Annotated in this window: 17 protein-coding genes; 5 read left to right on the forward strand and 12 right to left on the reverse strand. The window is 47.1% G+C overall.

Features of this window, described 5'->3' with window-relative positions; all coding sequences use genetic code 11:
* The first annotated feature begins 6 nt into the window (after positions 1-6).
* Positions 7-2481, forward strand: a complete 2475-nt coding sequence (locus tag AC1XUF_RS05695) for a PIG-L family deacetylase (protein WP_483340703.1) — start codon at positions 7-9, stop codon at positions 2479-2481.
* Between the two features lie 7 nt (positions 2482-2488).
* On the opposite strand, the gene AC1XUF_RS05700 is transcribed toward AC1XUF_RS05695, so the two are convergent.
* The 7 genes from AC1XUF_RS05700 to sufC form a co-directional block, all read right to left on the reverse strand.
* Complete coding sequence (locus AC1XUF_RS05700) at positions 2489-3598, reverse strand: vWA domain-containing protein (protein ID WP_483340704.1); 1110 nt, start codon at positions 3596-3598, stop codon at positions 2489-2491.
* Between the two features lie 90 nt (positions 3599-3688).
* Positions 3689-4117, reverse strand: coding sequence for a BrxA/BrxB family bacilliredoxin (locus AC1XUF_RS05705; RefSeq protein ID WP_056282904.1), 429 nt, complete (start codon positions 4115-4117; stop codon positions 3689-3691).
* A gap of 88 nt (positions 4118-4205) precedes the next feature.
* Positions 4206-4517, reverse strand: a complete 312-nt coding sequence (locus AC1XUF_RS05710; protein WP_031527608.1) for an SUF system Fe-S cluster assembly protein — start codon at positions 4515-4517, stop codon at positions 4206-4208.
* Positions 4518-4538: 21 nt separating this feature from the next.
* Entirely contained in the window at positions 4539-4967 is a 429-nt protein-coding gene (locus tag AC1XUF_RS05715; protein WP_483340705.1) for a SufE family protein, read from the reverse strand.
* A 139-nt stretch (positions 4968-5106) separates the two neighbouring features.
* Positions 5107-6333, reverse strand: coding sequence for a SufS family cysteine desulfurase (locus AC1XUF_RS05720; RefSeq protein ID WP_483340706.1), 1227 nt, complete (start codon positions 6331-6333; stop codon positions 5107-5109).
* A gap of 84 nt (positions 6334-6417) precedes the next feature.
* Positions 6418-7734 carry a Fe-S cluster assembly protein SufD gene (gene sufD, locus AC1XUF_RS05725; RefSeq protein WP_483340707.1) on the reverse strand — a complete coding sequence of 439 codons (1317 nt, stop codon included), beginning with the start codon at positions 7732-7734 and terminating at the stop codon, positions 6418-6420.
* Between the two features lie 17 nt (positions 7735-7751).
* The gene (gene sufC / locus AC1XUF_RS05730) at positions 7752-8510 is read right to left on the reverse strand and encodes a Fe-S cluster assembly ATPase SufC (protein ID WP_483340708.1); all 759 of its coding nucleotides are present in this window, start codon (positions 8508-8510) and stop codon (positions 7752-7754) included.
* A gap of 257 nt (positions 8511-8767) precedes the next feature.
* Here sufC and AC1XUF_RS05735 point away from each other — a divergent pair, with 257 nt between their 5' ends.
* Positions 8768-10222, forward strand: a complete 1455-nt coding sequence (locus AC1XUF_RS05735; protein ID WP_483340709.1) for an arginine deiminase family protein — start codon at positions 8768-8770, stop codon at positions 10220-10222.
* A 32-nt stretch (positions 10223-10254) separates the two neighbouring features.
* A complete protein-coding gene (ctlX, locus tag AC1XUF_RS05740; RefSeq protein WP_483340710.1) occupies positions 10255-11211 on the forward strand; it encodes a citrulline utilization hydrolase CtlX in 957 nt (318 codons plus the stop codon).
* Positions 11212-11276: 65 nt separating this feature from the next.
* On the opposite strand, the gene AC1XUF_RS05745 is transcribed toward ctlX, so the two are convergent.
* Positions 11277-11735 carry a hypothetical protein gene (locus AC1XUF_RS05745; RefSeq protein ID WP_483340711.1) on the reverse strand — a complete coding sequence of 153 codons (459 nt, stop codon included), beginning with the start codon at positions 11733-11735 and terminating at the stop codon, positions 11277-11279.
* Between the two features lie 194 nt (positions 11736-11929).
* Between AC1XUF_RS05745 and AC1XUF_RS05750 the strand changes: the two genes are divergently transcribed.
* Together AC1XUF_RS05750 and hemW are read left to right on the forward strand one after the other, a co-directional pair.
* A complete protein-coding gene (locus AC1XUF_RS05750; RefSeq protein ID WP_483340712.1) occupies positions 11930-13999 on the forward strand; it encodes a TonB-dependent receptor in 2070 nt (689 codons plus the stop codon).
* Positions 13999-15123, forward strand: coding sequence for a radical SAM family heme chaperone HemW (gene hemW / locus AC1XUF_RS05755; protein WP_483340713.1), 1125 nt, complete (start codon positions 13999-14001; stop codon positions 15121-15123). Before AC1XUF_RS05750 ends, hemW begins: the two co-directional genes overlap by 1 nt.
* A 120-nt stretch (positions 15124-15243) precedes the next feature.
* Here hemW and AC1XUF_RS05760 read toward each other — a convergent pair whose 3' ends face one another.
* From AC1XUF_RS05760 to AC1XUF_RS05775, 4 genes are all read right to left on the reverse strand, one after another.
* A complete protein-coding gene (locus AC1XUF_RS05760; RefSeq protein WP_483340714.1) occupies positions 15244-16614 on the reverse strand; it encodes a sulfatase family protein in 1371 nt (456 codons plus the stop codon).
* 18 nt (positions 16615-16632) lie between these two features.
* Entirely contained in the window at positions 16633-18063 is a 1431-nt protein-coding gene (locus AC1XUF_RS05765) for a sulfatase (RefSeq protein WP_483340715.1), read from the reverse strand.
* A gap of 13 nt (positions 18064-18076) precedes the next feature.
* Positions 18077-19459: a sulfatase gene (locus AC1XUF_RS05770; protein WP_483340716.1), complete on the reverse strand. Its 1383-nt coding sequence runs from the start codon at positions 19457-19459 to the stop codon at positions 18077-18079.
* A 193-nt stretch (positions 19460-19652) separates the two neighbouring features.
* Complete coding sequence (locus AC1XUF_RS05775) at positions 19653-21035, reverse strand: sulfatase family protein (RefSeq protein WP_483340717.1); 1383 nt, start codon at positions 21033-21035, stop codon at positions 19653-19655.
* Between the last annotated feature and the right edge of the window lie 11 nt (positions 21036-21046).

The following is a 21046-nucleotide window of genomic DNA, read 5'->3' on the forward strand; positions in this document are numbered from 1 at the left end:
CCCGACATGTCGAGATTTTTTACCTTCCTGTTACTTCTGTTTGCATTGCGGCTTTCGGCCCAGGTACCCTCACTTTCCGCGAGTGAGATCTACCAAAACATCAAAAAACTAAATGTACTTGGCTCGGTGCTCTATATAGCCGCGCATCCCGACGACGAGAATACATTAATGCTGTCCTACTTATCCAAAGACCAGCTCGTCCGGACGGGCTACCTCTCCTTAACAAGAGGCGACGGCGGCCAAAACCTCATCGGCGCCGAGCAGGGATATAATATTGGCGTCATCAGGACGCAGGAATTGCTTGGGGCAAGGAAAATCGACGGTGCGCAACAGTTCTTTTCGAGGGCTTACGACTTTGGTTTTTCCAAAACGCGCGAAGAGACTTTGGAATTCTGGGATAAGGATAAGGTATTGGGAGACGTGGTGTGGATGATCCGCAAATTCCACCCGGATGTGATCATCACGCGATTTCCGCCCGACCCGCGCGCAGGTCACGGCCATCATCAGACTTCCGCTTATCTCGCCGAAGAAGGCTTTGGCCTTGCCGCAGATCCAAAAGCTTATCCTGATCAATTGAAGTATGTTAAACCCTGGCAGGCGAAACGGCTCGTCTGGAATAGCTACACGCCGAACTTTACCAACAACCAACCAACCGAAGAAAAGAGCCCTTATATCTCGATCGAAATTGGCGGCTATAATCCCATTCTTGGCAAGTCCTACACAGAAATCGCCGCAGAAAGTCGTAGCCAACATAAAAGCCAGGGATTCGGAAGTGCACCCCAGCGTGGCAAGCGAACAGATTATTTCTTGCATAAAGCAGGACAGCCAGCCGAAAAAGGCCTTTTCGATGGTATCGACATTTCGTGGAAGCGGATTAAAGGAAGTGGTAAAATTCAGGCTCTGATCACTCAAACCATCCAGAATTTCGCGGTTAACAAGCCATCCGCCTCCCTTCCCGAATTGTTGAAAATCAATACTGAACTCTCCAGACTGGATTCGTCCGATATTTATATAAAAGCCAAGAAAGAAGAAGTGCGGGATCTGATTGTCCAGTGTGCGGGTTTGTGGTTTGAAACCAACCCGGATGATTTCTCGGCGGTTTCAAGCGACCAGACGGGTATTAAGATTTCATTTGTAAAAAGGTCTGATTACCCTGTCAAATTCGTTTCCATCCGTTATACAGGCTCCGATCGGGACAGTTCTTTGAACCTTAATACGGAAAGCAACAATCTGTACGCTTTCCCGATCAAGACAGTTTTGCCAGCGAAACTGAAAATCAGCCAGCCCTATTGGATTGAAAAACCGCTGGACAAAGGGATTTTCCAGATCGACAACCAACTGGACATTGGCTATCCGGAAAACCGACTAGAAACGAGTACCACATTTACATTTGAAATAGGTGGGCAGACATTTACTGTGACAAGGCCCTGGATCTACAAATTCACCGACCCGGCTGCCGGCGAGATTTACCGGCCATTTGAAATCCGTCCGGCTGTTACCATGACCATCAGCGAGCCGGTGTATATTTTCCCCTCGCCGGAGCCCAAAACCATCACCATAGTTGTACAGGCCCAGCGCGAGCATGTGAAAGGTTCCGTCCGTCCTCAGCTGGCTTCAGGCTGGAAATCAGTACCCGAATCTGCCGAATTTAGCTTGACCTACAAATACCAGCAACAGTACGTTTCATTTGTGGTCACGCCGCCGGCCGGGAATCAGGAATCAGATTTCAAGGCAATTGCTACGGTTGATGGAAAGACCTATGATAAATCAATCAAAACCATTGCTTATCAGCACATTCCAAGTCAGACTATTTTCCCTGCCGCCACGGCAAAACTTGCGAAGATTGACGTAAAAACAACTGCAAAACAGATTGGCTATATTGCCGGAGCCGGCGACGATGTGCCAACCGCATTACGGCAAATGGATTGTCAGGTTACCATGTTGAACGAAGCTGGGTTGTCCAAAGATTTGAGCAAATATGACGCGATAGTGGTCGGTGTGAGAGCCTACAATACCGAAGATTATCTGGCCAATTACCAGGACAGGCTGATGGAATATGTCAAAAACGGGGGTACCGTCGTGGTCCAGTATACCATTCCCGGGCAGAAAGTAAATCAGATCGGGCCGTTTAACATTGAACTTGGACGTGACAGGGTTACCGAAGAAGATGCGGAAATGCGTCCGCTATTGCCGGACAGTCCACTTTTAAATTATCCAAATAAGATTACCGACAAGGATTTTCAGGGCTGGATTCAGGAGCGCGGATTGTATTTTGCGCAGAAGTGGGATACCAAAAACTATCAGGCCTTGTTTTCTGCCCATGATAAGGGGGAAGCGCCCAAAGAAGGCAGCGTGCTATATGCCCAGTACGGCAAAGGACATTACATTTACACCGGATTGTCCTTTTTCCGAGAATTACCTGCCGGCGTAACCGGCGCATATCGCCTCTTTGCCAACATGATTTCCGTTGGCAAAAAGTGACAATGCGTTACTTGACGTTTTTCCTGCGGTTACGTTGGAAATCTTCCAAAACAAACCCGCCCAATCCCTGGAGGTTGCTGTAATAAGCCCGTCCATTGTTGACCTGTGTGAAATTCTGCACAAACTGTTTGAGATAGGGATCGGTCGCGATCATGAAGGTTGTGACAGGAATATCAAGCTTGCGGCATTGGGCGGCAAGTGTCAGTGTTTTATTAATAATTTTCCGATCCAGTCCGAAACTGTTTTTGTAATAACGGATCCCTTCTTTCAAACAGGTTGGCTTGCCGTCTGTGATCATGAAAATCTGTTTGTTCCGCGTTTTTTTACGGCGCAAAATATCCATCGCGAGTTCCAGGCCTGCAACCGTGTTGGTATGGTACGGCCCTACCTCCAGATAAGGCAAATCCTTGATCTGAATCTGCCAGGCATCATTTCCAAAAACAATGATATCCAGGGAGTCTTTCGGGTATTTGCTCCTGATAAGTTCTGCTAATGCAAGCGCCACTTTTTTAGCGGGAGTTATACGATCTTCCCCGTACAGAATCATGGAGTGGCTGATATCGATCATCACAACCGTTGCAGTAGTCGTTTTCTGCTCACGTTCTACCACCTCCAGGTCATTTTCCATGAGCATAAAATCGCCTATGCCGTGGTTTACCTGCGCGTTTTTAATAGATTCGGTCATCGCAATCTGGTCCAACGTATCGCCGAACTGAAAATCACGGATATCACTGCTCAGCTCATCACCAACGCCCATGTGCGGCGTATGATGGTTACCGCCCGTTTTTGACCTTTTAAGCTTCCCAAATATTTCATCCAGGGCACTTTTCCGAATGCTTTTCTCCGACTTGGGCGTCATCACAAGCCGGCTCTTTCCATCCTCCTTCTCTTCGGTGATGTAACCTTTCTTTTTCAGGTCGTCAAAAAAATCACCGATGCCGTAGGAATCGTTTGTCAGGTTATACTGACGGTCCAATTCGCTGAGCCATGACATCGCCTCACTGACATCTCCCGAAGTCATCAAAAGCAATTGCTGGAAAATATCAAACAGTTGGTCGAACTTGCTGTTCGCATTTTGCTCCGGTGGGATATATTTTAAAAAACGATGTCCGCGCATAGTCGTAATATTGAAAGAGTGCCTTAAAAGAGACGGCTACTTTCAAAGTTATTCGAAAGTAGCCGTATTAAATAATGGTTCCCGCCTGAATTAAGCTTCCTCAGCGCAGAATTCTTCAAATGCCATTTGCAGATGTTGGGCGATCATCTCCGCAGATCGTCCTTCAATGTGATGGCGTTCGACGAAATGAATCAACTCTCCATCTTTGAAAAGCGCAACAGCCGGAGAAGAAGGTGGGTATGGCAACGTGTATTCACGCATTTTCGCAGTAGCTTCAAGATCTGCACCTGCAAAAACAGTAGCAAGGTGATCAGGCTTGATTTCGCTACGTGACAATGCAGCTCTCACACCAGGGCGTGCAGCACCCGCAGCACAGCCACATACAGAATTGATCACTACCAGGGCAGTACCTTTTGTGTTTTGCATGAAGTTATCAACTTCCTCGGCCGATGTCAGGTCCTGAAAACCAACATTTACCAATTCGGCTTTCATTGGGGCCACTAATTGCGGTGGATACATATTTTTATTGTTTAAAGTTATTGTTATTTGTTTTGTAGCTTTTAGCGGTTGGATGTTCGCTTGTTATTGGTCTCGTTCAAAAGGACGCCTACATAAACCCAAGCTCCAGCTTGGCCTCTTCCGACATCATTTCTGTAGTGTAGGGAGGGTCAAAGGTCAGTTCGACACTCACGTCATTCACGCCTTCTACTTCCCTGATCTTCTGCTCCACTTCTCCTGGTAACGTTCCGGCGGATGGGCAGGAGGGAGAAGTTAAGGTCATGGAAACAAATACATTGTTAACCGGGAAAACCTTCAAATCATAAATAAGCCCCAACTCGTAAACATCAACCGGAATCTCCGGGTCGTAAACCGTTTTGATGGCTTTTACCACCTCTTCCCTTAATTCTGAATCTGACATTTTATTTATAGGTTAATGTCTTTAAGCATTGATTGATCTGGCCTGAAAAGCAAAGCCATAAGCTTTCATTTGTTTGAGCATCGCTGCCAGCCCATTCGATCTGGTTTGCGCAAGATGTTGATGTAGCCCTACGCGCTCCATAAAATAAAGATCCGCTTTTGAAATGTCTTCAGGCGTATGCCCAGACAACACCTTCACCAGCATACTTACCAGCCCCCGGACAATAATGGCATCGCTATCTGCCTCGAATTTTAAAAGATCGCCGTCCATGTAAGCATTCAGCCAAACCCTCGACTGGCATCCTTTGATGATATTTTCCTCGGTCTTGTATTGTTCTTCGAGTGGTGGGAACTGCTTTCCGAGATCAATAATATACTCGTACTTGCTCTCCCAGTCATCAAACAATTCAAAATCAGAAATTAGTTCGTCCTGTATCTCGTTTATCGTCATTGTTATAATTCTGATCGTGGTTTTGAGAGATGTCTGATCGTTAAAATCTCAATACTATCATTTTTTGATATTACTATAGATGATTCTGTACGTACCAGCAACAAGGTTAGTCTTCATGCAGGAAGTAATTTAGGCAAAATTATCCGAGCATTTTCTTCACCTTGTGCAACCCGGTAACCAGCTTGTCTATTTCTTCGATTGTATTGTAAACAGCGAAAGAAGCACGTGAGGTTCCTGTAATGTTAAACCGGTTCATCAAAGGCTGCGTGCAATGGTGGCCCGTCCGGATAGCGATTCCCTGCTGATCCAAAAGAACGCCGATATCCTGGTGATGAATGCCATCGATCACAAAAGACAGCACGCTAACTTTGTTTTTGGCTTTACCTATTATACGCAGGCCCGCTATCTCGCTTACAACCTCGGTTGCGTATTTCAACAATTCATTTTCATAGGCGGCAATATTTGGTTTGCCCAGTTGGTCCACATAATCCAATGCGAACTTTGCCGCCACCACATCCGCAATATTAGGAGTACCAGCTTCAAATTTGTAGGGAAGCTCATTATAGGTAGTTTTTTCAAAAGTAACTTCCTTGATCATCTCCCCCCCACCCCGATACGGCGGCATGGCATTCAGCAGATCTTTCTTCCCGTACAAGATACCCATTCCGGTAGGCCCGTATATTTTATGAAGGGATAATGAATAAAAATCACAGTCCAGGTCCTGCACATCAATTTCAAGGTGCGAACTTGCCTGAGCGCCGTCCAGCAACACCTTCGCCCCCACTGCATGCGCTTTCGAAATGATTTCCTTCACGGGATTAATTGTGCCCAGTGAATTGGAAACATGCACTACCGACACGAACTTCGTCCGCTCCGTCAGCAATTTATCATATTCCTCCATCAGGATCTCTCCCTCATCGCTGATCGGGATCACTTTCAGGATACAACCTTTTTCTTCGCAGAGCATTTGCCACGGTACAATATTGGAGTGGTGCTCCATCGTCGAAATGATGATCTCATCGCCTGTTTTCAGAAACGTCCTGCCGTAGCTCGACGCCACAAGGTTAATACCGTCCGTGGTTCCGTAGGTGAAAATAATTTCTTCAGGGCTGGCCGCATTCAAAAAGGCCTGCAATCTCCTGCGTGACAGCTCAAATGCAGATGTCGCTTTCTCAGCCAAATGATGGATCCCCCTGTGAATGTTCGCGTTATAATGCTCATAATACCCCGAAAGCGCATCCAGCACCAGTCTCGGCTTCTGAGTGGTAGCGGCATTGTCAAAATACACCAGCTGCTTTCCGTTAATTACCTCATTCAGAATAGGAAAATCATTTCTGATGGAATTTATATCAAGAGAGTTGCTCATTGGAAATCATTTTTAGAAAAAAACCCAACCCAAAGAATTCAAGGTCGGGTTGCAATAAATAGATGCCGGATCAGCCGGATATTTTTAGGAAGCCAGTTTCTTAGCAATCACGTTTTCAAGGTATTCTCTCACAAAATCAATTTTGATCTGAGACACCACATCCGCGCAAAATGCGTACATCAAAAGGGCCATCGCCTCGGGCCTGGATATTCCCCGAGAACGCATATAAAACAAAGCCTCCTCGTCGATCTGGCCCGTTGTAGTTCCGTGCGAACATTTGACATCATCCGCAAAAATCTCTAGCTGAGGCTTCGTGTTCATCGTTGCGTCTGGTGACAGCACAATGTTCTTACAGGATTGGAACGCATTGGTTTTCTGGGCATCCGGCCGGACGAAAATCTTGCCGTTGAAAACACCCTTGGACCTATCCCTCAGAATTCCCTTATACAGTTCATTGCTTTCGGAATTCGCCTTACAATGGTCAGCAACAGTATGATTATCAACATGCTGCGCGCCGTCTGGAAAATACAATCCATACATATGCGCATCACAATGCTCGCCATCAATCACGATATTGAGGTTATTGCGGGTAAAACGTCCGTTCAGGGTAACGGTACCTGCATAAAAATGGGAACGGTCCTGCATACGCACCTGGGTAGTCCCGATGTGATAGGCGTTGTCACTCTCATTCTGGATCTTGTAATATTCGACCTGCGCTTCCTCAGCCACGTAAATCTCTGTAACCGAGTTGGTAAAAGACCGCTCCGCTCCCAAAGTTCTGAACGCCTCTGCGAGCTTTACATTGGAATTGCGGCCTACCGCCACGATATTACGTGGCTGACTTCCCACATTCTGGCTTCTGGCATCGCTTATAAAACGGAGAATTACCGGATGCGTTACTGTTTGATTATCAGGAACATGAATAAATATACCATCCTGTGTAAAAGCCGTATTCAATGCTGTGAAAGCATCCTGGTCCTTCTTGGCCAACTCATTGAAATAAGAGGTAACTAAAGAAGGGTTTTTCTTATAGGCTTCTGACAAAGAGCTGATGGTAATCTCGTTTTCAGGGGAAATGAGCCTGGATAACCCGGCTGCAAAATGCCCATTTACGAAATAAATGATATTGGCCTCCTGCTCGGGTATGTTAAGGTCTTGCAGATCTGCAAGACTGACCGAGCTTTCCGCACTGAAGTTATAAGAAGCATTGATCAGGTCCTTTACACTGGTATATTTCCACTCCTCGTGTTTGATCGTCGGAAACCCCAGTTGCTCGAACTGAGCTAACGCCGCGCGTTTCTTTTGATGAAATTCCGACGACGCTTCACCATTCATAACGGATTCACGGGCGTGAAAATCGGCGATCAGCTTCGTTTTTAAATCTATTGTTTCGGTACTCATTGATACGTAAATGTTACTTAACTTACTGCTTCGACTTCGGCTTTGATCCAATCATAACCCTTTTCTTCCAATTCCAAAGCAAGCTCTTTCGGACCCGATTTGACAATCCTGCCTTTATAAAGAACATGCACGAAATCCGGAACGATGTAATCCAGCAGACGCTGATAGTGCGTAACAACAATTGCAGAACGCTCGGGCGAACGAAGCGAGTTCACACCCTCTGCAACAATACGTAAGGCATCTATATCAAGACCAGAATCGGTCTCATCCAGGATAGCAAGCTTGGGTTCTAAAACTGCCATCTGAAATATTTCATTTCTCTTTTTCTCTCCACCCGAAAACCCTTCATTCAAAGCCCTCTTTAAAAGAGAATCATTCATGCTTACCAGCTTCGCTTTCTCACGCACCATTTTCAGAAACTGTGCAGCATCCAATGGATTTTCACCCCTGTACTTGCGGATCTCGTTGACTGCTGTTTTAAGAAAATTGATCGTAGTGACGCCAGGGATTTCAACAGGATACTGAAAAGCAAGAAAAATCCCCTCCGCCGCCCTGTGCTCGGGCGCCATTTCCAGTATCTCTTTACCATCAAATATGACATTCCCTCCGGTAACTTCGTATTCCTCTCTCCCGGCCAAAACAGATGCCAATGTACTTTTTCCGGAACCATTAGGTCCCATAATCGCATGCACTTCACCCGGTTTCACTTCCAGATTGATGCCTTTTAATATTTCCTTACCTTCAACTGAGGCACGCAAGTCATTAATAGAGAGCATAATTGATTTTATACTTAGAATATAGTTCGTGGTAATTTACCGCAAAAGTAACACGCTTTGACCGTAAAAGAAAATGAGGCCATGGACCCAAATTCGCTGACCGTCCACACCTTACAACCCTTTTGTCACCTGCCTTGTTCCCACGACAGGCATATTTCTGAACGAAATAGCCACGCTGCCAGACAGTTGTATCGTGCATGTTTTTATTTGAAAAAGAAACATTTACCTTGCGGCAATGGCTTTTCAACACTTCACGCATGACAACGGGCACAAAAACTGATTTTGCTATCAACGTTTCTACCGAAACAGGCACATTAAAAAGGCTATTGATCCATAGTCCCGACCGCGGTCTCGGGAAGGTGGTGCCCAGCAAAGCGCAGGACTGGCTGTTTGAAGACATTGTACACCTGGATACGATGCGAAAGGGTGAGTACGATTATTATGTCAAACTCCTGCTTTATTTTCTCGATCCCGACAAAATCAAGGGCCGACTGGCAGAGATTGACAATGACCCTTCCCGCTCGTTCTACATTCCCGGATCGGAAAATTACTTCGCATCTGATTGTGTTGTAGACATCCAGAGGTTATTGGAAGAAATTTTGGAAAATCAGCAAACCAGGGTAAAACTGACCGCGGCTATCTGCGGTATTGAACGCTGTGCCTATCATATCCAGGAAGAACTAAATACCTACGCCCCTCACGAGCTGGCCAAAATTTTCATTTCCGGGTCATTTTCAGACAAAAGGATGCTGTTTGCCCCATTGCCGAACCTGATCTTTACAAGGGATATCGGCATTGTCATCAACGATCACATTTTGCTGAACAAACCCGCCAAAAATGCCCGCACACGTGAATCCATTCTGGCACAATTCGTTTTCTTTTACCACCCTATTTTTGGGCATATCAGGAACAACCTGATCGAAATCCCGGAGAATGAGCGGCATTTTCTCTTACCAGACGATGAAAAAGCCTCTGATTTCCATCGTTGTACCCTGGAAGGCGGCGACGTTATGATGGTCGCGCCGAATCATTTGCTGATCGGATGCAGCGAACGAACTTCCCTGTATGCGGCGCAACAGGTGATGAAAATAGTATTTGAGAAAAATATTGTTGAAAAGATATCGATCATCAAAATCCCGAAAAAAAGGGATTACATGCATATAGACACGATTTTTACACAGGTCAAGAAGAATGTCTGGGTGCTGCTCGGATCGCTGGCACGCATCGGCGACGAAGCTAAAAAGAAAGATGTCCTGCATTTCTTTGCGCCTACAGATAATCGCAGCGAGTTTCGGATCCTGCAATTCTACAAGGGGAATGAGCAGCCGAAAGAAATATATAACCTCGAAGAGCTCCTGACCCAAATCAGCCTGGAAGACCTGCACTCGACTGAACCAGTACGGTTCATCTATTCCGGTGGAAACGAATTTCCTTACGGCGAAAGAGAACAATGGACTGATTCCTGCAATTTGCTGGCCTTAAAGGACGGGGTTGTAATAGGCTATGACAGGAACGACAAGACGCTGGAAGCGTTTCGCAACGAAGGGTTTAACGTCATCAGCGCCAAAGACCTCCTGACTGAGTTTGAAAACGACACCCTTTCTCCCGCTACCCTCACCGACACCTTCATCATGCTTCCTTCCGCTGAACTTTCCAGGGCGCGGGGCGGATCGCACTGCATGAGTATGCCATTACTACGCGATTTTTTGTAAATTAGACTTGCCAAGTCTTAAAAAAAACTCCCATGCGTTCCATCACTTCATCTGCCCAGATTCAGCCTCAATCAACCTCACGGATCATGATGATCAGGCCCGTGCGTTTCGGCTTTAATGTTGAAACAGCCGGAAGCAATGAATTTCAGCAGCATTCTTTTGCAGCCAGCACCAAGGAAACCGCACAGCAGGAGGCCAGGGAGGAATTCGACCTCATGATCGATCAGTTGGAACACGTTGGGGTCGACCTGCATATCTTCAATGATACCGATGACAGTCATCGCCCCGATGCGGTGTTTTCCAATAACTGGGTCTCTTTTCATCAAAGCGGCAAAGTGGTTCTGTATCCAATGATGGCCGAAAATCGTCGTTTGGAACGTAGGCCAGATATTATTGAAGCCTTAAAGGAAAAATATAAAGTAGAAGAAATCATTGATCTTACACATTTTGAAGCAGAGGGCAAGTACTTGGAGGGCACAGGAAGCATGGTGCTCGACCGGCGCTATAAAATTGCCTATGCCTGTCTTTCTCCCCGCACACATCCCGAAGTACTCCATGCTTTCGCGGGTGCGTTGGGATACGAAGTCGTCGCATTTTCAGCGTCTGACGAAAACGACAAACCAATCTATCATACCAATGTACTGATGTGCGTGGGGGATATTTTCGCGGTTGTTTGTCTCGAGGCGATCAAAAATCCGGACGAACGGCTGATGGTACGCTCAACTCTCGAGGAAACCAACAAGTATATCGTGGAAATTACCTTAGAACAGGTCAGGCATTTTGCAGGTAATATGCTAATGGTCCGCAACACCAGGGGGGATAAATTTCTTGTCATGTCTACGCAGGCATACGATTCCCTGACCGCCAAGCAAAAGCAGGTCTTAAGCGACTATGCAAGGCTCGTGCACACCGACCTTTCCGTGATCGAAGGGAACGGAGGAGGGTCAGCACGGTGCATGATGACCGAAATACATCTTCCCCGGAAGTGACCAAACAAAAAATGCTCCTACCAGGAGCATTTTTTGTCATTCCTAACCCTCATATTCTTAATCCTTTAATCTTTCAAATCTGCTTTTACCTTGGCGATTTTCTCCTCGGTATTTGCCTTAAATGTGTCCCACTTGTCGGCAGTTTCATTTTCCACCTTTTTCCAAGAGGCTTTCAGGTCATCTTTTTCCTGATTTAATTCAGCCTTACGCTCTCTCCATTTTGCCTTTTCTTTCTCCGCGGCCTTATCCATTTTCGCATCTGCTTCTTCTATTTTTTTATCGAGCTTGGCAACAGCATTCTCGATATCTTCTTTTAATGAAGCCTTGTCCGCTTTTACCTTGTCTTCAAAATCATTGCCAGCTTCTTTAATATCTGCTTTGGCTTCGGCCACATTCTTATCCATATCATCTTTAGCTTCTTCAACTGTTTCGTTGGCCGACTCCTTCGTTTTGTCCGAGCAACTGGTGAAAGTCAGTGTTCCCATTAACATCATGGAAGCCACCATCCAAGTGATCTTTTTCATAAATTGAGGTTTTGTTTGTAATAACCTTTTACTGTTAAACTCTTTACAAATCCAGTTAAAAAAATCTTACCAGACCACTATACGCGGGAAAAAAGCTTCATTGTAGAATTTTATTCTCAAAGCATCCTCATTTTGAACTTCGAAATACCGCAGTGGGTTAACTCCAGGTAATCATATCGGCCTACTTCAATCATATGTATCGAATTTCTATTCCTAACCTGCTGTTCACGTTCTTCATACTCACTCATCACGGAAAAGCCCAAACGCCTTCCGATTCTCTGAAATCACTTGATTTACAAGTAGTAACCATCCACGCCTTTGAGTCAAAGGCTGGCCCGCTGACCACCACGGCAACAGTTGCCCTGCTTACGCCGAGAACGCTGCAAAGGTTTTCGACCAACACCTGGGCAAATGCCGTTAACACGATTCCCGGCGTCAAAATGGAGGAACGTTCTCCCGGCAGTTACCGGTTTTCGATTCGCGGGAGCCTCATACGCTCACCTTTCGGGGTCAGAAATGTCAAATTCTATTGGAACGGGATCCCTTTTACGGATGCGAGCGGAAACACACCACTTAACTCATTGGATTACAACTCAGTGCAGGGGATGGAAATCATCAAAGGCCCCGGAAGCAGTATTTATGGCGCAGGCACGGGCGGTGTTGTACTCTTGCAAAGTCATCCCGAAAACGCCACGCAAAACCGTGTCGAACAAAGTGTAAGTTTTGGTAAGTATGGCTTTCAAAGTCGCAATTCTACTGTCCAGGTGGGCGATATTTCTTTGCAATATGGTCATAGCGAGCAGGACGGCTACCGTAACAACAGTGCCATGGCCCGGGATGCGGTGCGGTTCACATCTTCCTCTAAAATGGGCGAAGGAACGCTGTCGTTACTGGGAATGTATTCCGATTTATACTATCAGACACCTGGCGGCATTAACCTGGCCCAATATCAGACCAATCCGAAGCTGGCACGCCAGTCTACTCCTACTGTTCCAGGAAGCGAAGCGCAGCATGCAGCTATTTATACTAAAATGGCCCTGCTCGGTGGAAATTATATCCTGCCGCTATCGGATACCTGGACGCAGTCGACTGCGCTTTATCTGACTTACACGGATTTTGCCAATCCTTTTATTACGAACTATGAAAAACGGGATGAAAATGGAATTGGCGGACGCAATATCTGGCAAAACAGGTCTCAGATCGGCGATGTGAAGACAAATTGGACAAGCGGCTTTGAATGGCAGTACGGCAAATCTGCGCAAAGGAATTATGACAACCTCGGCGGACTGCCGGATAAACAGCAGACCGTCGAAGACCTTCGCACCACAAACCTGTCCGTTTTCAGTCAGCTCGAAGCCGTTTTCTTTAACGACCTTACATTGAGCGCAGGCGTCAGCTACAATACATTCAAATACAAATACGAGCGCTTTTTCCCGCTGCCTTATAACAAGGACCAGAAGGTTTTTGACGGAATATTTGTGCCTCGCTTTGCTGCAAACAAAGTAATTGCAAAAAATTGGGCAGTAACGGCTTCGTACAGCGGCGGCTTCTCGCCACCTACCCTTCAGGAAGTACGTCCGTCAGCAGGAGGTTTTCGCAAAGATCTTGAACCAGAAAAAGGCAACAACGCGGAGATTGGTATCCGCCGCGCCGGTACACGTATCTCGGGGGAAATTAGCCTTTACCATTTTGGACTCAGGCAAAGCATCGTGCGACGTACGAATGAAGCCGGCGCCGAGTATTTTATCAACGCAGGAAAGACCCGTCAGAATGGCCTGGAGTGGACAATCGCTTATGATATCATTTCCAATCCTCAATCACCCGTGCTGCTGAAATTGTGGAATACAGGAACCTGGACGAGATATACATTTGAAAATTTTCGGCAGGCAGATGTAGACCTTTCCGGTAAACTGATCCCGGGTATCCCTCGTTTTTCACAGAGTTCGGGCCTTGACGCATTGTTCAAATACGGCCTTTCGGTTTTCCTGACTTATCAATCGGGTGACTCTTTTTACCTGAACGATGCCAATACAGTTAAGAACACGGCTTATAATCAATTTATCGGCCGCGTCAGCTGGAAAAAAAGCTGGGGTCAGCATTTTTACAGTGAATTATCCGTATCTGGTGAAAAAGTGAAAGCTGGCATTTATAGCCTTGGCTATGACCTGAACGCCTTTGGAAACCGGTATTACAATGGCGCGCCGAAAAACAACCTCTGGGCAGGTGTGAAAGTCGGCTGGGAGTGGCAGAAAAATTCCAGATAATGCACTTATACGTTCATATTCCCTTTTGCAGGCAGGCTTGTCACTATTGTGATTTTCATTTCAGCACCAACACGTCCAATAAGAAAGCCATTGTAGACGCAATTGCCCGGGAAATCGTTTTGCGGAAAGCCTATCTGCAGAAGGGATACATTGAAACCATTTATTTCGGTGGGGGCACGCCTTCCATGCTCGACCAACAGGAGCTGGACTTACTGCTTCTCACGATCTATCAAAACTTTCAGGTATCGGACAATGCCGAAATTACCCTCGAGGCCAACCCCGACGACTTGGACACCCGTACACTGCAACAGCTTTTCAATGCGGGAATAAACAGGTTAAGCATTGGAATCCAATCATTTGACAACAGCCATCTTCAATTCCTCAACCGGATCCATTCGGCGGGTGAGGCCGAACTTTGCGTTCATAAGGCCCAGGAAATCGGAATCGACAATATTTCAATCGATCTGATTTACGCCATCCCTGCAGATGGTCATGCTATTCTCGAAAGTGACCTTCAAAAAGCATTCGCCCTGAACGTATCCCATCTGTCGGCCTATTGCCTGACGATCGAGCCGCAAACTGCATTTGGAAGCTGGCTCAAAAAAAAGAAGATCAAGCCCATTGATGAGGAATTTGCAGCGGGTCAATTTGAAATACTGGTAAAAACGCTGTCGGAAAACGGCTACGAGCAATACGAGATTTCCAATTTCGCCCGCGATCAAAAGTACAGCAGGCATAACAGCTCCTATTGGAAGCAAAGGCCCTACCTGGGGGTAGGCCCCAGCGCTCATTCTTACAATGGGATAAGCCGGGAGTATAATGTTTCGAACAATGCCAAATACCTCGAAGCGATCGGGAAAGGCATCATTCCCTCCACTTATGAACTGTTGTCGGCAGCCGATCAGACAAATGAGTACTTACTGACCGGGCTAAGGACCAAATGGGGTGTCAGCAAAGAGAAGCTGGAAATATTGTCCGGAGGGTTATTTCAGGCTATTCACAAAAAAGATCTTGAAAAAATGGCCGATATGAACTGGATTTGGGAAGATGCGGATTCCCTGTTCCTGACCAGCGCCGGAAAATTATTCGCAGACCGGATCGCAAGCGACCTGTTTATCGACTGATTTGCTCCGGCAAAACAATCTACCATTATCAATTGATACGCAGGCTGTCCTTGCCATCATACCGGTAACCCCATTGCTGCATGTATTCGTCTGCCGTCAGGAATTGATCGTTCGCTTCCGCTAACTTGGCTTGCAATGTTTTTTCCAGCTTAGCCTGCACCGCGCCATACCCTTTTCGCCGACAAGATTTTTAAGCTGATACGGATCCTTGTCATTGTCGTACAACAGCCACGGCCGTTTTAAATCCCTCACATAAGTATACTGCCTTGTCCGGATGGCACGATATTCCCGGCCGCCATTTGAAAAATTGTACTCATGGAAAGGTACGGGCAGTTGAACCAGGGCCGCTTCCTCACCGGTCGGCTCTTGTTTGCCCGTCAATAACGAAGTATGATTTTTACCCTCCACGGATGCAGGGATTTTCATGTTACTTAATCCCAATAATGTAGGAAGAATATCGATATGGCTGAAAGGAAAAGTGAGTTCACGCTTTTTAAGTCCCAGCCCGGCGGGGTAATGGACGATCAACGGCACCAGCAGCGACTCATCCCACGGCTTTTGCTTCCTCAGCTTCCCTTGCGAATACAGCATATCTCCGTGATCGGAAGTAAAAACGACTATCGTATTTTCTTCAATTCCAGCCCTTTGCAAAGCTGCCAGCAAATCCCCGGCCGATTTGTCCAGCGCCGTGCAATGTGCATAATACCCTGCGAGGTCCTTTCTCGCCTTTGCTTTGAGCGAATCGGGAACATTTGGCCGTAATGCCAGCTTTTGAGGATCATACAATTGCTGGTATTCGACTGGCGCAGTCAGATAAGGATCGTGTGGCGGCCCCCAGGCAAGGACCAGCAGAAATGGTTTTGCTTTGTTTTGATCAATAAAACTGATCGCGCTGTCGGTTTGCGGAAAAGCGTCGTAGCCAGGCCAGTCGTGTCTTAAGTCGTTTTCGTCAAAATAGAACGAGTTATTGTAATCGTGCGTCACTTCACGTGCTTTCCAATAGTCAAAACCCTGGCGGCGATCTTTGGGGACAGGGCGGTTACGCGCAGCGAATTGCTTTTCAAAATTCTGCTGGCCGTTCACGTGCCATTTGCCAATGTACCCCGTTGCATATCCTGCTCCCTTATAAATCTCCGCCATCGTCAGCGCTTGATTGCGAAGCGGCCTGTCATTGTAGAAGACACCATGCGTAAGTGGGTATTGCCCTGTCAGCAGGCTGGCCCGTGCCGGACTGCATACCGGCATTACCGAAACGGCTGTCCGGCACACCACGCTCCGCGCAGCCAGTTTGTCCAGATTCGGGGTTTTCACATCCCTATTTCCGGCGTACCCAAACGACTGGGCATTCCATTGGTCGGCAATGACAATGATGATATTGGGCCTAGTCGATTGTTGAGGTATGGCACGGTGACCCGGGCTTTCCGAAGTAAAGCCGGTCGCCAGCCACATCAAAAAGCCAATGCATAGCGACTGGCGAACATTTTTTTTCATAGGGGTCCGGGAAACTGGTTATTCGGACGCAGGATACACCTTCCTTAACAAAGTGGACATTTCCCCTACCGTGATGATAAAATTGTTGTCTTTGGCCAGGTTGGTGAATTCATTCGGATCCTTTTGGTGGTCATACAACTCAGTCCCCACCTTGCCTTCGTCCCATTCTGTATAGCGAAAACGTTCATTGCGTACACTACGGCCCATGATCTGACCTCTTTTTACCTGGGTATATGCTGGCTTGTCCCAGATAAAATGGGGGTCTTCCAGCAACGGTACCAGGCTTTTACCCTGCAATTTCTGGCCAGGCGGAAGACCGCAGAGCTCGGCCAGCGTTGGATAAATGTCCAGCAGTTCAACCGTACGTGCCGAAGATTTTCCTTTTGTTCCTCCGGGCACCGAGAAGATCAGCGGTACACGCGCGGAATTTTCAAACAGACTTTGCTTCATCCACTGGCCGTGCTGTCCCACATTATAACCGTGATCGCTCCATAACACGATGATGGTTTTATCGGTCAATCTCAGCTTGTCCAAAGCATCCAGTACTTTGCCGACTTGCGCGTCCATGAATGAGATAGTCGCGTAATATCCCCTTAAAGCTTCCTTCCTCTGCTCCACAGGTAAGCCCCAATGCGGAGGTTTGGTAAACAGCGCAGCGTCCGGAACGTCGTCCAGGTCGTTAGGGACCTCTTTGGGCAAGGGAACCTGGTCTACCGGATACATGTCGAAATATTTCTTGGGAGCCACGTAAGGGGTATGCGGCCTGAAAAACCCTACCGCAAGGAAAAACGGGTCAGCCTTTTTCTCCGTCATGATTTTGATCGCTTCATTGGCAATCATCCCGTCCGTTTGCTCATCGTCGCTCCCTTCGCTGGCATACCACGACAGCGCACTGCCGAGCGCGCGGTCGGGTGTCAGGTTTTTGATCAGCGACTCTTCGGTTTTGTCCCGGCCTTTGGGGTTTACCTTTTGATCCCACGAAATCGGATCATCCAGGCCGTCTGTACCAATCTGGCCCGGGACGCCGTAATGGAATATTTTACCAACCCTTGCGCTGTAGTAGTCGTTGTTTTTGAATAATTGCGGAATAGTAACCACGTCTGGCAGAATCTTACGGAAATGCGTTTGCAACTCATAGATCTTGGTTACATCCGGCCTTTGCCCGGTTAGCAGCGACGAACGGCTAGGGCTGCAAAGCGGGAACTGGGTATAAGCCCGGTCGAATTTCACGCCTCTTTTGGCAAGACGGTCAATATTAGGAGTTTTTACAAAAGTGTTTCCGTAACAGCCAAGATCATTATTAAGGTCGTCGACAGCGATGAACAAAACATTGTATTTCTTTTTGGGCCTGCTGCCTTTTACCTGCGCCAAGCCTTCCTGGACAAACAAAGTCGGCGCCAACGCAAAAGCAAGTAGTAACGCCGTAGCAAAACGGTACTTTTTCATCATGAGATCGTTTGGTTTATTCTTTTCCTTCTTTGACGGTTGGTGCGTCTTTGGCGTTTAACACAGGCAATGATTTGGCCAGCCTGGCTTTTATAGCGGCAAATTTTCCGTCTTTTGCCAGATTTTTCCACTCCTGGGGATCTACCTCATGGTCATATAATTCCTCCGAACCATCATGATAGCGTATATATCTCCATTTTTCCGACCGGACCGCATGATTTCCGAATCCATGCGTCGTAACCGAAGGATGGTCCCACGTTGCGGAAGGATTTTTCAGTAAAGGCACAATGCTGTTTCCTTCCAGGCCCTTTTTGGCGGGCAAATTACACAGTTCTGTCAGTGTTGGGTAAATATCCATCAGATTCACAGTACGTTCCGAAACGGAGCCAGGTTTAGACAAGCCTGGTGCATACACAATAAAGGGCACGCGCGATGCTTCTTCCCACAAAGCAAATTTTCTCCAATGCTCCTTTTCGCCCAGGTGCCAGCCATGGTCCCCGAAGAAAACAATGATCGTATTTTTGGCATACTCACTTTTCTCCAATGCATCCAACAATCGTCCGATTTGCCCATCGGCAAAGGTGATGCTCGCCAGATAACCCTGCACCGCCCTTTCCCATTGTTTATTTTCTACAATGAATTTGTGGTCGCCTTCGGGTTTGGCGATTTTGACGCCGGCAGCCGGAACATCCGCCAGGTCGTTGTCAATCACTTTCGGCCTTTTGATGGATTCCAGTGGGTACAGATCGAAATATTTCTGAGGCACATACCAGGGCAAATGCGGGCGGGTAAAGCCGATTGCCAGGAAAAATGGTTTTTCATGCTTTTTACCAAAAAAATCAATTCCCTGGTTGACGATCTTAAAATCCCCCATATCCTCGTCTTTCGCATCGATTGCACTCCAGTCAAAATTGGCAAAACCATTGACCGGCTTCTTAGGCGGCTCCGGGGATTTTGGAATTTCAAAATATTTCGGCCAGGAAGCGTCGTCGTTGAAGGAATTGTGATAGATCTTACCCGCGCCTTCTACTTCGTAACCGTTGGCTGTAAAATACTGAGGCAGGGTAATTGCATCCTTCAAAACAGGCCGCCAGGGTTGGTTGTTATGATAAACGCCGGAACTGGCTGGCCTCACGCCTGTCAATAAAGCGGCCCGTGAAGGGTTACATGCAGGCGCAGCGCAATAGGCTCGCGTGAAAATCACCCCCTTTTGGGCAAGTTTGTCGATGTTGGGTGTTTTAATGCCCGGATACCCGCCAAAAGGCCCGATCCAATCGTTCATATCGTCGACCGCAATGAAGAGGACATTGTATTTGGGTTTGGCGGTTTGGGCACCCCCTTTATTCAAAAAGGCAAAAAAGTATGTCAATGCGAATGTCAGTGCGTATTTTGGTTTCATATTGATCTTGATTTCGTATTCAGGAAGTCATTATAGGGCTTTGGATCTTGGACGACGATTTGGTTTCTATAAACAGGACGCTCCTCGGAGCCACTTTGCAAAGCCAAATACCGCAGAGCGGTTTACCTGCTTACAGAAAATAATTGTATAGGGGTTGTTTAAACCCCGTCGGGGTTTCCGATTGCACCATGCTTCAATCCCCTTTTTCTGCAAAGGCAGGGTCCAATTCCAATCCGGGCAACACCACTTTGGCTACCCCCGGATCACCAAATTTCCACTGCGGAAGCTTTGCCAGTTCTGCTGCAAAAACCTTGCGCCTTTTCTCGCCTTCTGTACCTGCCTTACCCTCCGCAACCGGACTTTTTTCCTCGATATCCTTATCCAGGTCATAGAAACGTCCATCCGAATACAATTTAAAATGACGGTCCCTGATAAACCGGGCCGATTGTTTATTGACTGCTTCCGAATGGATCGGCTGGTAATGCGAGAAGATCCAATCACGCGGCTTGCCCTTTTCCCCTCTGATCTGTGGCAGAAAACTATGGCCATCGGTATCCCATTCTGTTGGTACTTTCACCTGCATGGCTTCTGCAAGCGTCGGCAGCATATCTGTGAAATCGATCAGATTGTCGGTTTCGTGGGTTTTGTATTTGCCGCTTCCCCAATTCACGATCAGCGGCACATGGTGCCCGCGATCTATTGTCAGACCCTTACCTCCTTTTATGGTACTGCCGTCTTTCAAAGGCGTTACAATTGGCCGACCGGTACCATTATCCCCGGTAAAAATGATGATCGTATTTTCATAAATACCCAAGTCTTTCAGCTTCTGAATGATCTTCCCAACGTTCTTATCGGTGTAAGCCACCATATCCCGGAAGTTGAGCGTGTCACTTTTCTGACGTCCAGGCACATCCGATTTCCAGCTTTTACTGTCGGGCGTAGGATAAAACGGGTCATGTACCAGAGCCATCGGGTAATAGGCCAGGAATTTCCCGTCCTTGTTTTTTTCAATAAAGTCCAGCATATAATCCGTAAAAATATCCGGTCCGTAATCATCGTCCGTCGTTTTCAGGATCTGGCCGTCCTTATCGATCAGCGGTTTGGCATAACGTTCACCGTCCCTCCTTGGTTTATCCAGCTGCCAGAGACAATACTGGTCAAAACCAAAATGTTTGGGCAGCTTATTATTGGCGCCTAACTGCCATTTTCCTGCAATTGCTGTGGCATAACCCGCCTCTTTCGCCAGATGCGCGAAAGTCTTCTGATCCTGATTCAGGTGCCCAAATTGCGAGTAATTCTTGTAATTGTATTTCCCCGTCATGATCTGCACGCGTGAAGGCGTACATAGCGGCTGGGCAAACCCGTAATTGAACTTCAGACCTTCTTTGGCCAGCTTGTCGATGTTGGGCGTTTTGTAAGTACTTCCATAAGCGCCAATGCACTCCTTGCCCATATCATCAGCGAGAATCAGGACGATGTTGGGCGATTTTTTCAGCGCCAGAGCATTGGATATCAGGGCAATTACACCCAGAAATAAGAGAAAGTAACGGGAAATCTTGGTGGTATCCAGGTTCATCGCGGTCGCTT

The sequence above is a fragment of the Dyadobacter sp. HNCC25DJ185 genome (genome assembly GCF_056895195.1).

Coding starts and splice junctions, on each gene's coding strand:
- AC1XUF_RS05770 (WP_483340716.1), bottom strand. CDS start 19,459: ATGAAACCAAAATACGCACTGACATTCGCATTGACATACTTTTTTGCC.
- AC1XUF_RS05700 (WP_483340704.1), bottom strand. CDS start 3,598: ATGCGCGGACATCGTTTTTTAAAATATATCCCACCGGAGCAAAATGCG.
- AC1XUF_RS05715 (WP_483340705.1), bottom strand. CDS start 4,967: ATGACGATAAACGAGATACAGGACGAACTAATTTCTGATTTTGAATTG.
- ctlX (WP_483340710.1), top strand. CDS start 10,255: ATGCGTTCCATCACTTCATCTGCCCAGATTCAGCCTCAATCAACCTCA.
- AC1XUF_RS05735 (WP_483340709.1), top strand. CDS start 8,768: ATGACAACGGGCACAAAAACTGATTTTGCTATCAACGTTTCTACCGAA.
- AC1XUF_RS05710 (WP_031527608.1), bottom strand. CDS start 4,517: ATGTCAGATTCAGAATTAAGGGAAGAGGTGGTAAAAGCCATCAAAACG.
- sufD (WP_483340707.1), bottom strand. CDS start 7,734: ATGAGTACCGAAACAATAGATTTAAAAACGAAGCTGATCGCCGATTTT.
- AC1XUF_RS05765 (WP_483340715.1), bottom strand. CDS start 18,063: ATGATGAAAAAGTACCGTTTTGCTACGGCGTTACTACTTGCTTTTGCG.
- sufC (WP_483340708.1), bottom strand. CDS start 8,510: ATGCTCTCTATTAATGACTTGCGTGCCTCAGTTGAAGGTAAGGAAATA.
- AC1XUF_RS05720 (WP_483340706.1), bottom strand. CDS start 6,333: ATGAGCAACTCTCTTGATATAAATTCCATCAGAAATGATTTTCCTATT.
- AC1XUF_RS05695 (WP_483340703.1), top strand. CDS start 7: ATGTCGAGATTTTTTACCTTCCTGTTACTTCTGTTTGCATTGCGGCTT.
- hemW (WP_483340713.1), top strand. CDS start 13,999: ATGCACTTATACGTTCATATTCCCTTTTGCAGGCAGGCTTGTCACTAT.
- AC1XUF_RS05760 (WP_483340714.1), bottom strand. CDS start 16,614: ATGAAAAAAAATGTTCGCCAGTCGCTATGCATTGGCTTTTTGATGTGG.
- AC1XUF_RS05705 (WP_056282904.1), bottom strand. CDS start 4,117: ATGTATCCACCGCAATTAGTGGCCCCAATGAAAGCCGAATTGGTAAAT.
- AC1XUF_RS05775 (WP_483340717.1), bottom strand. CDS start 21,035: ATGAACCTGGATACCACCAAGATTTCCCGTTACTTTCTCTTATTTCTG.
- AC1XUF_RS05750 (WP_483340712.1), top strand. CDS start 11,930: ATGTATCGAATTTCTATTCCTAACCTGCTGTTCACGTTCTTCATACTC.
- AC1XUF_RS05745 (WP_483340711.1), bottom strand. CDS start 11,735: ATGAAAAAGATCACTTGGATGGTGGCTTCCATGATGTTAATGGGAACA.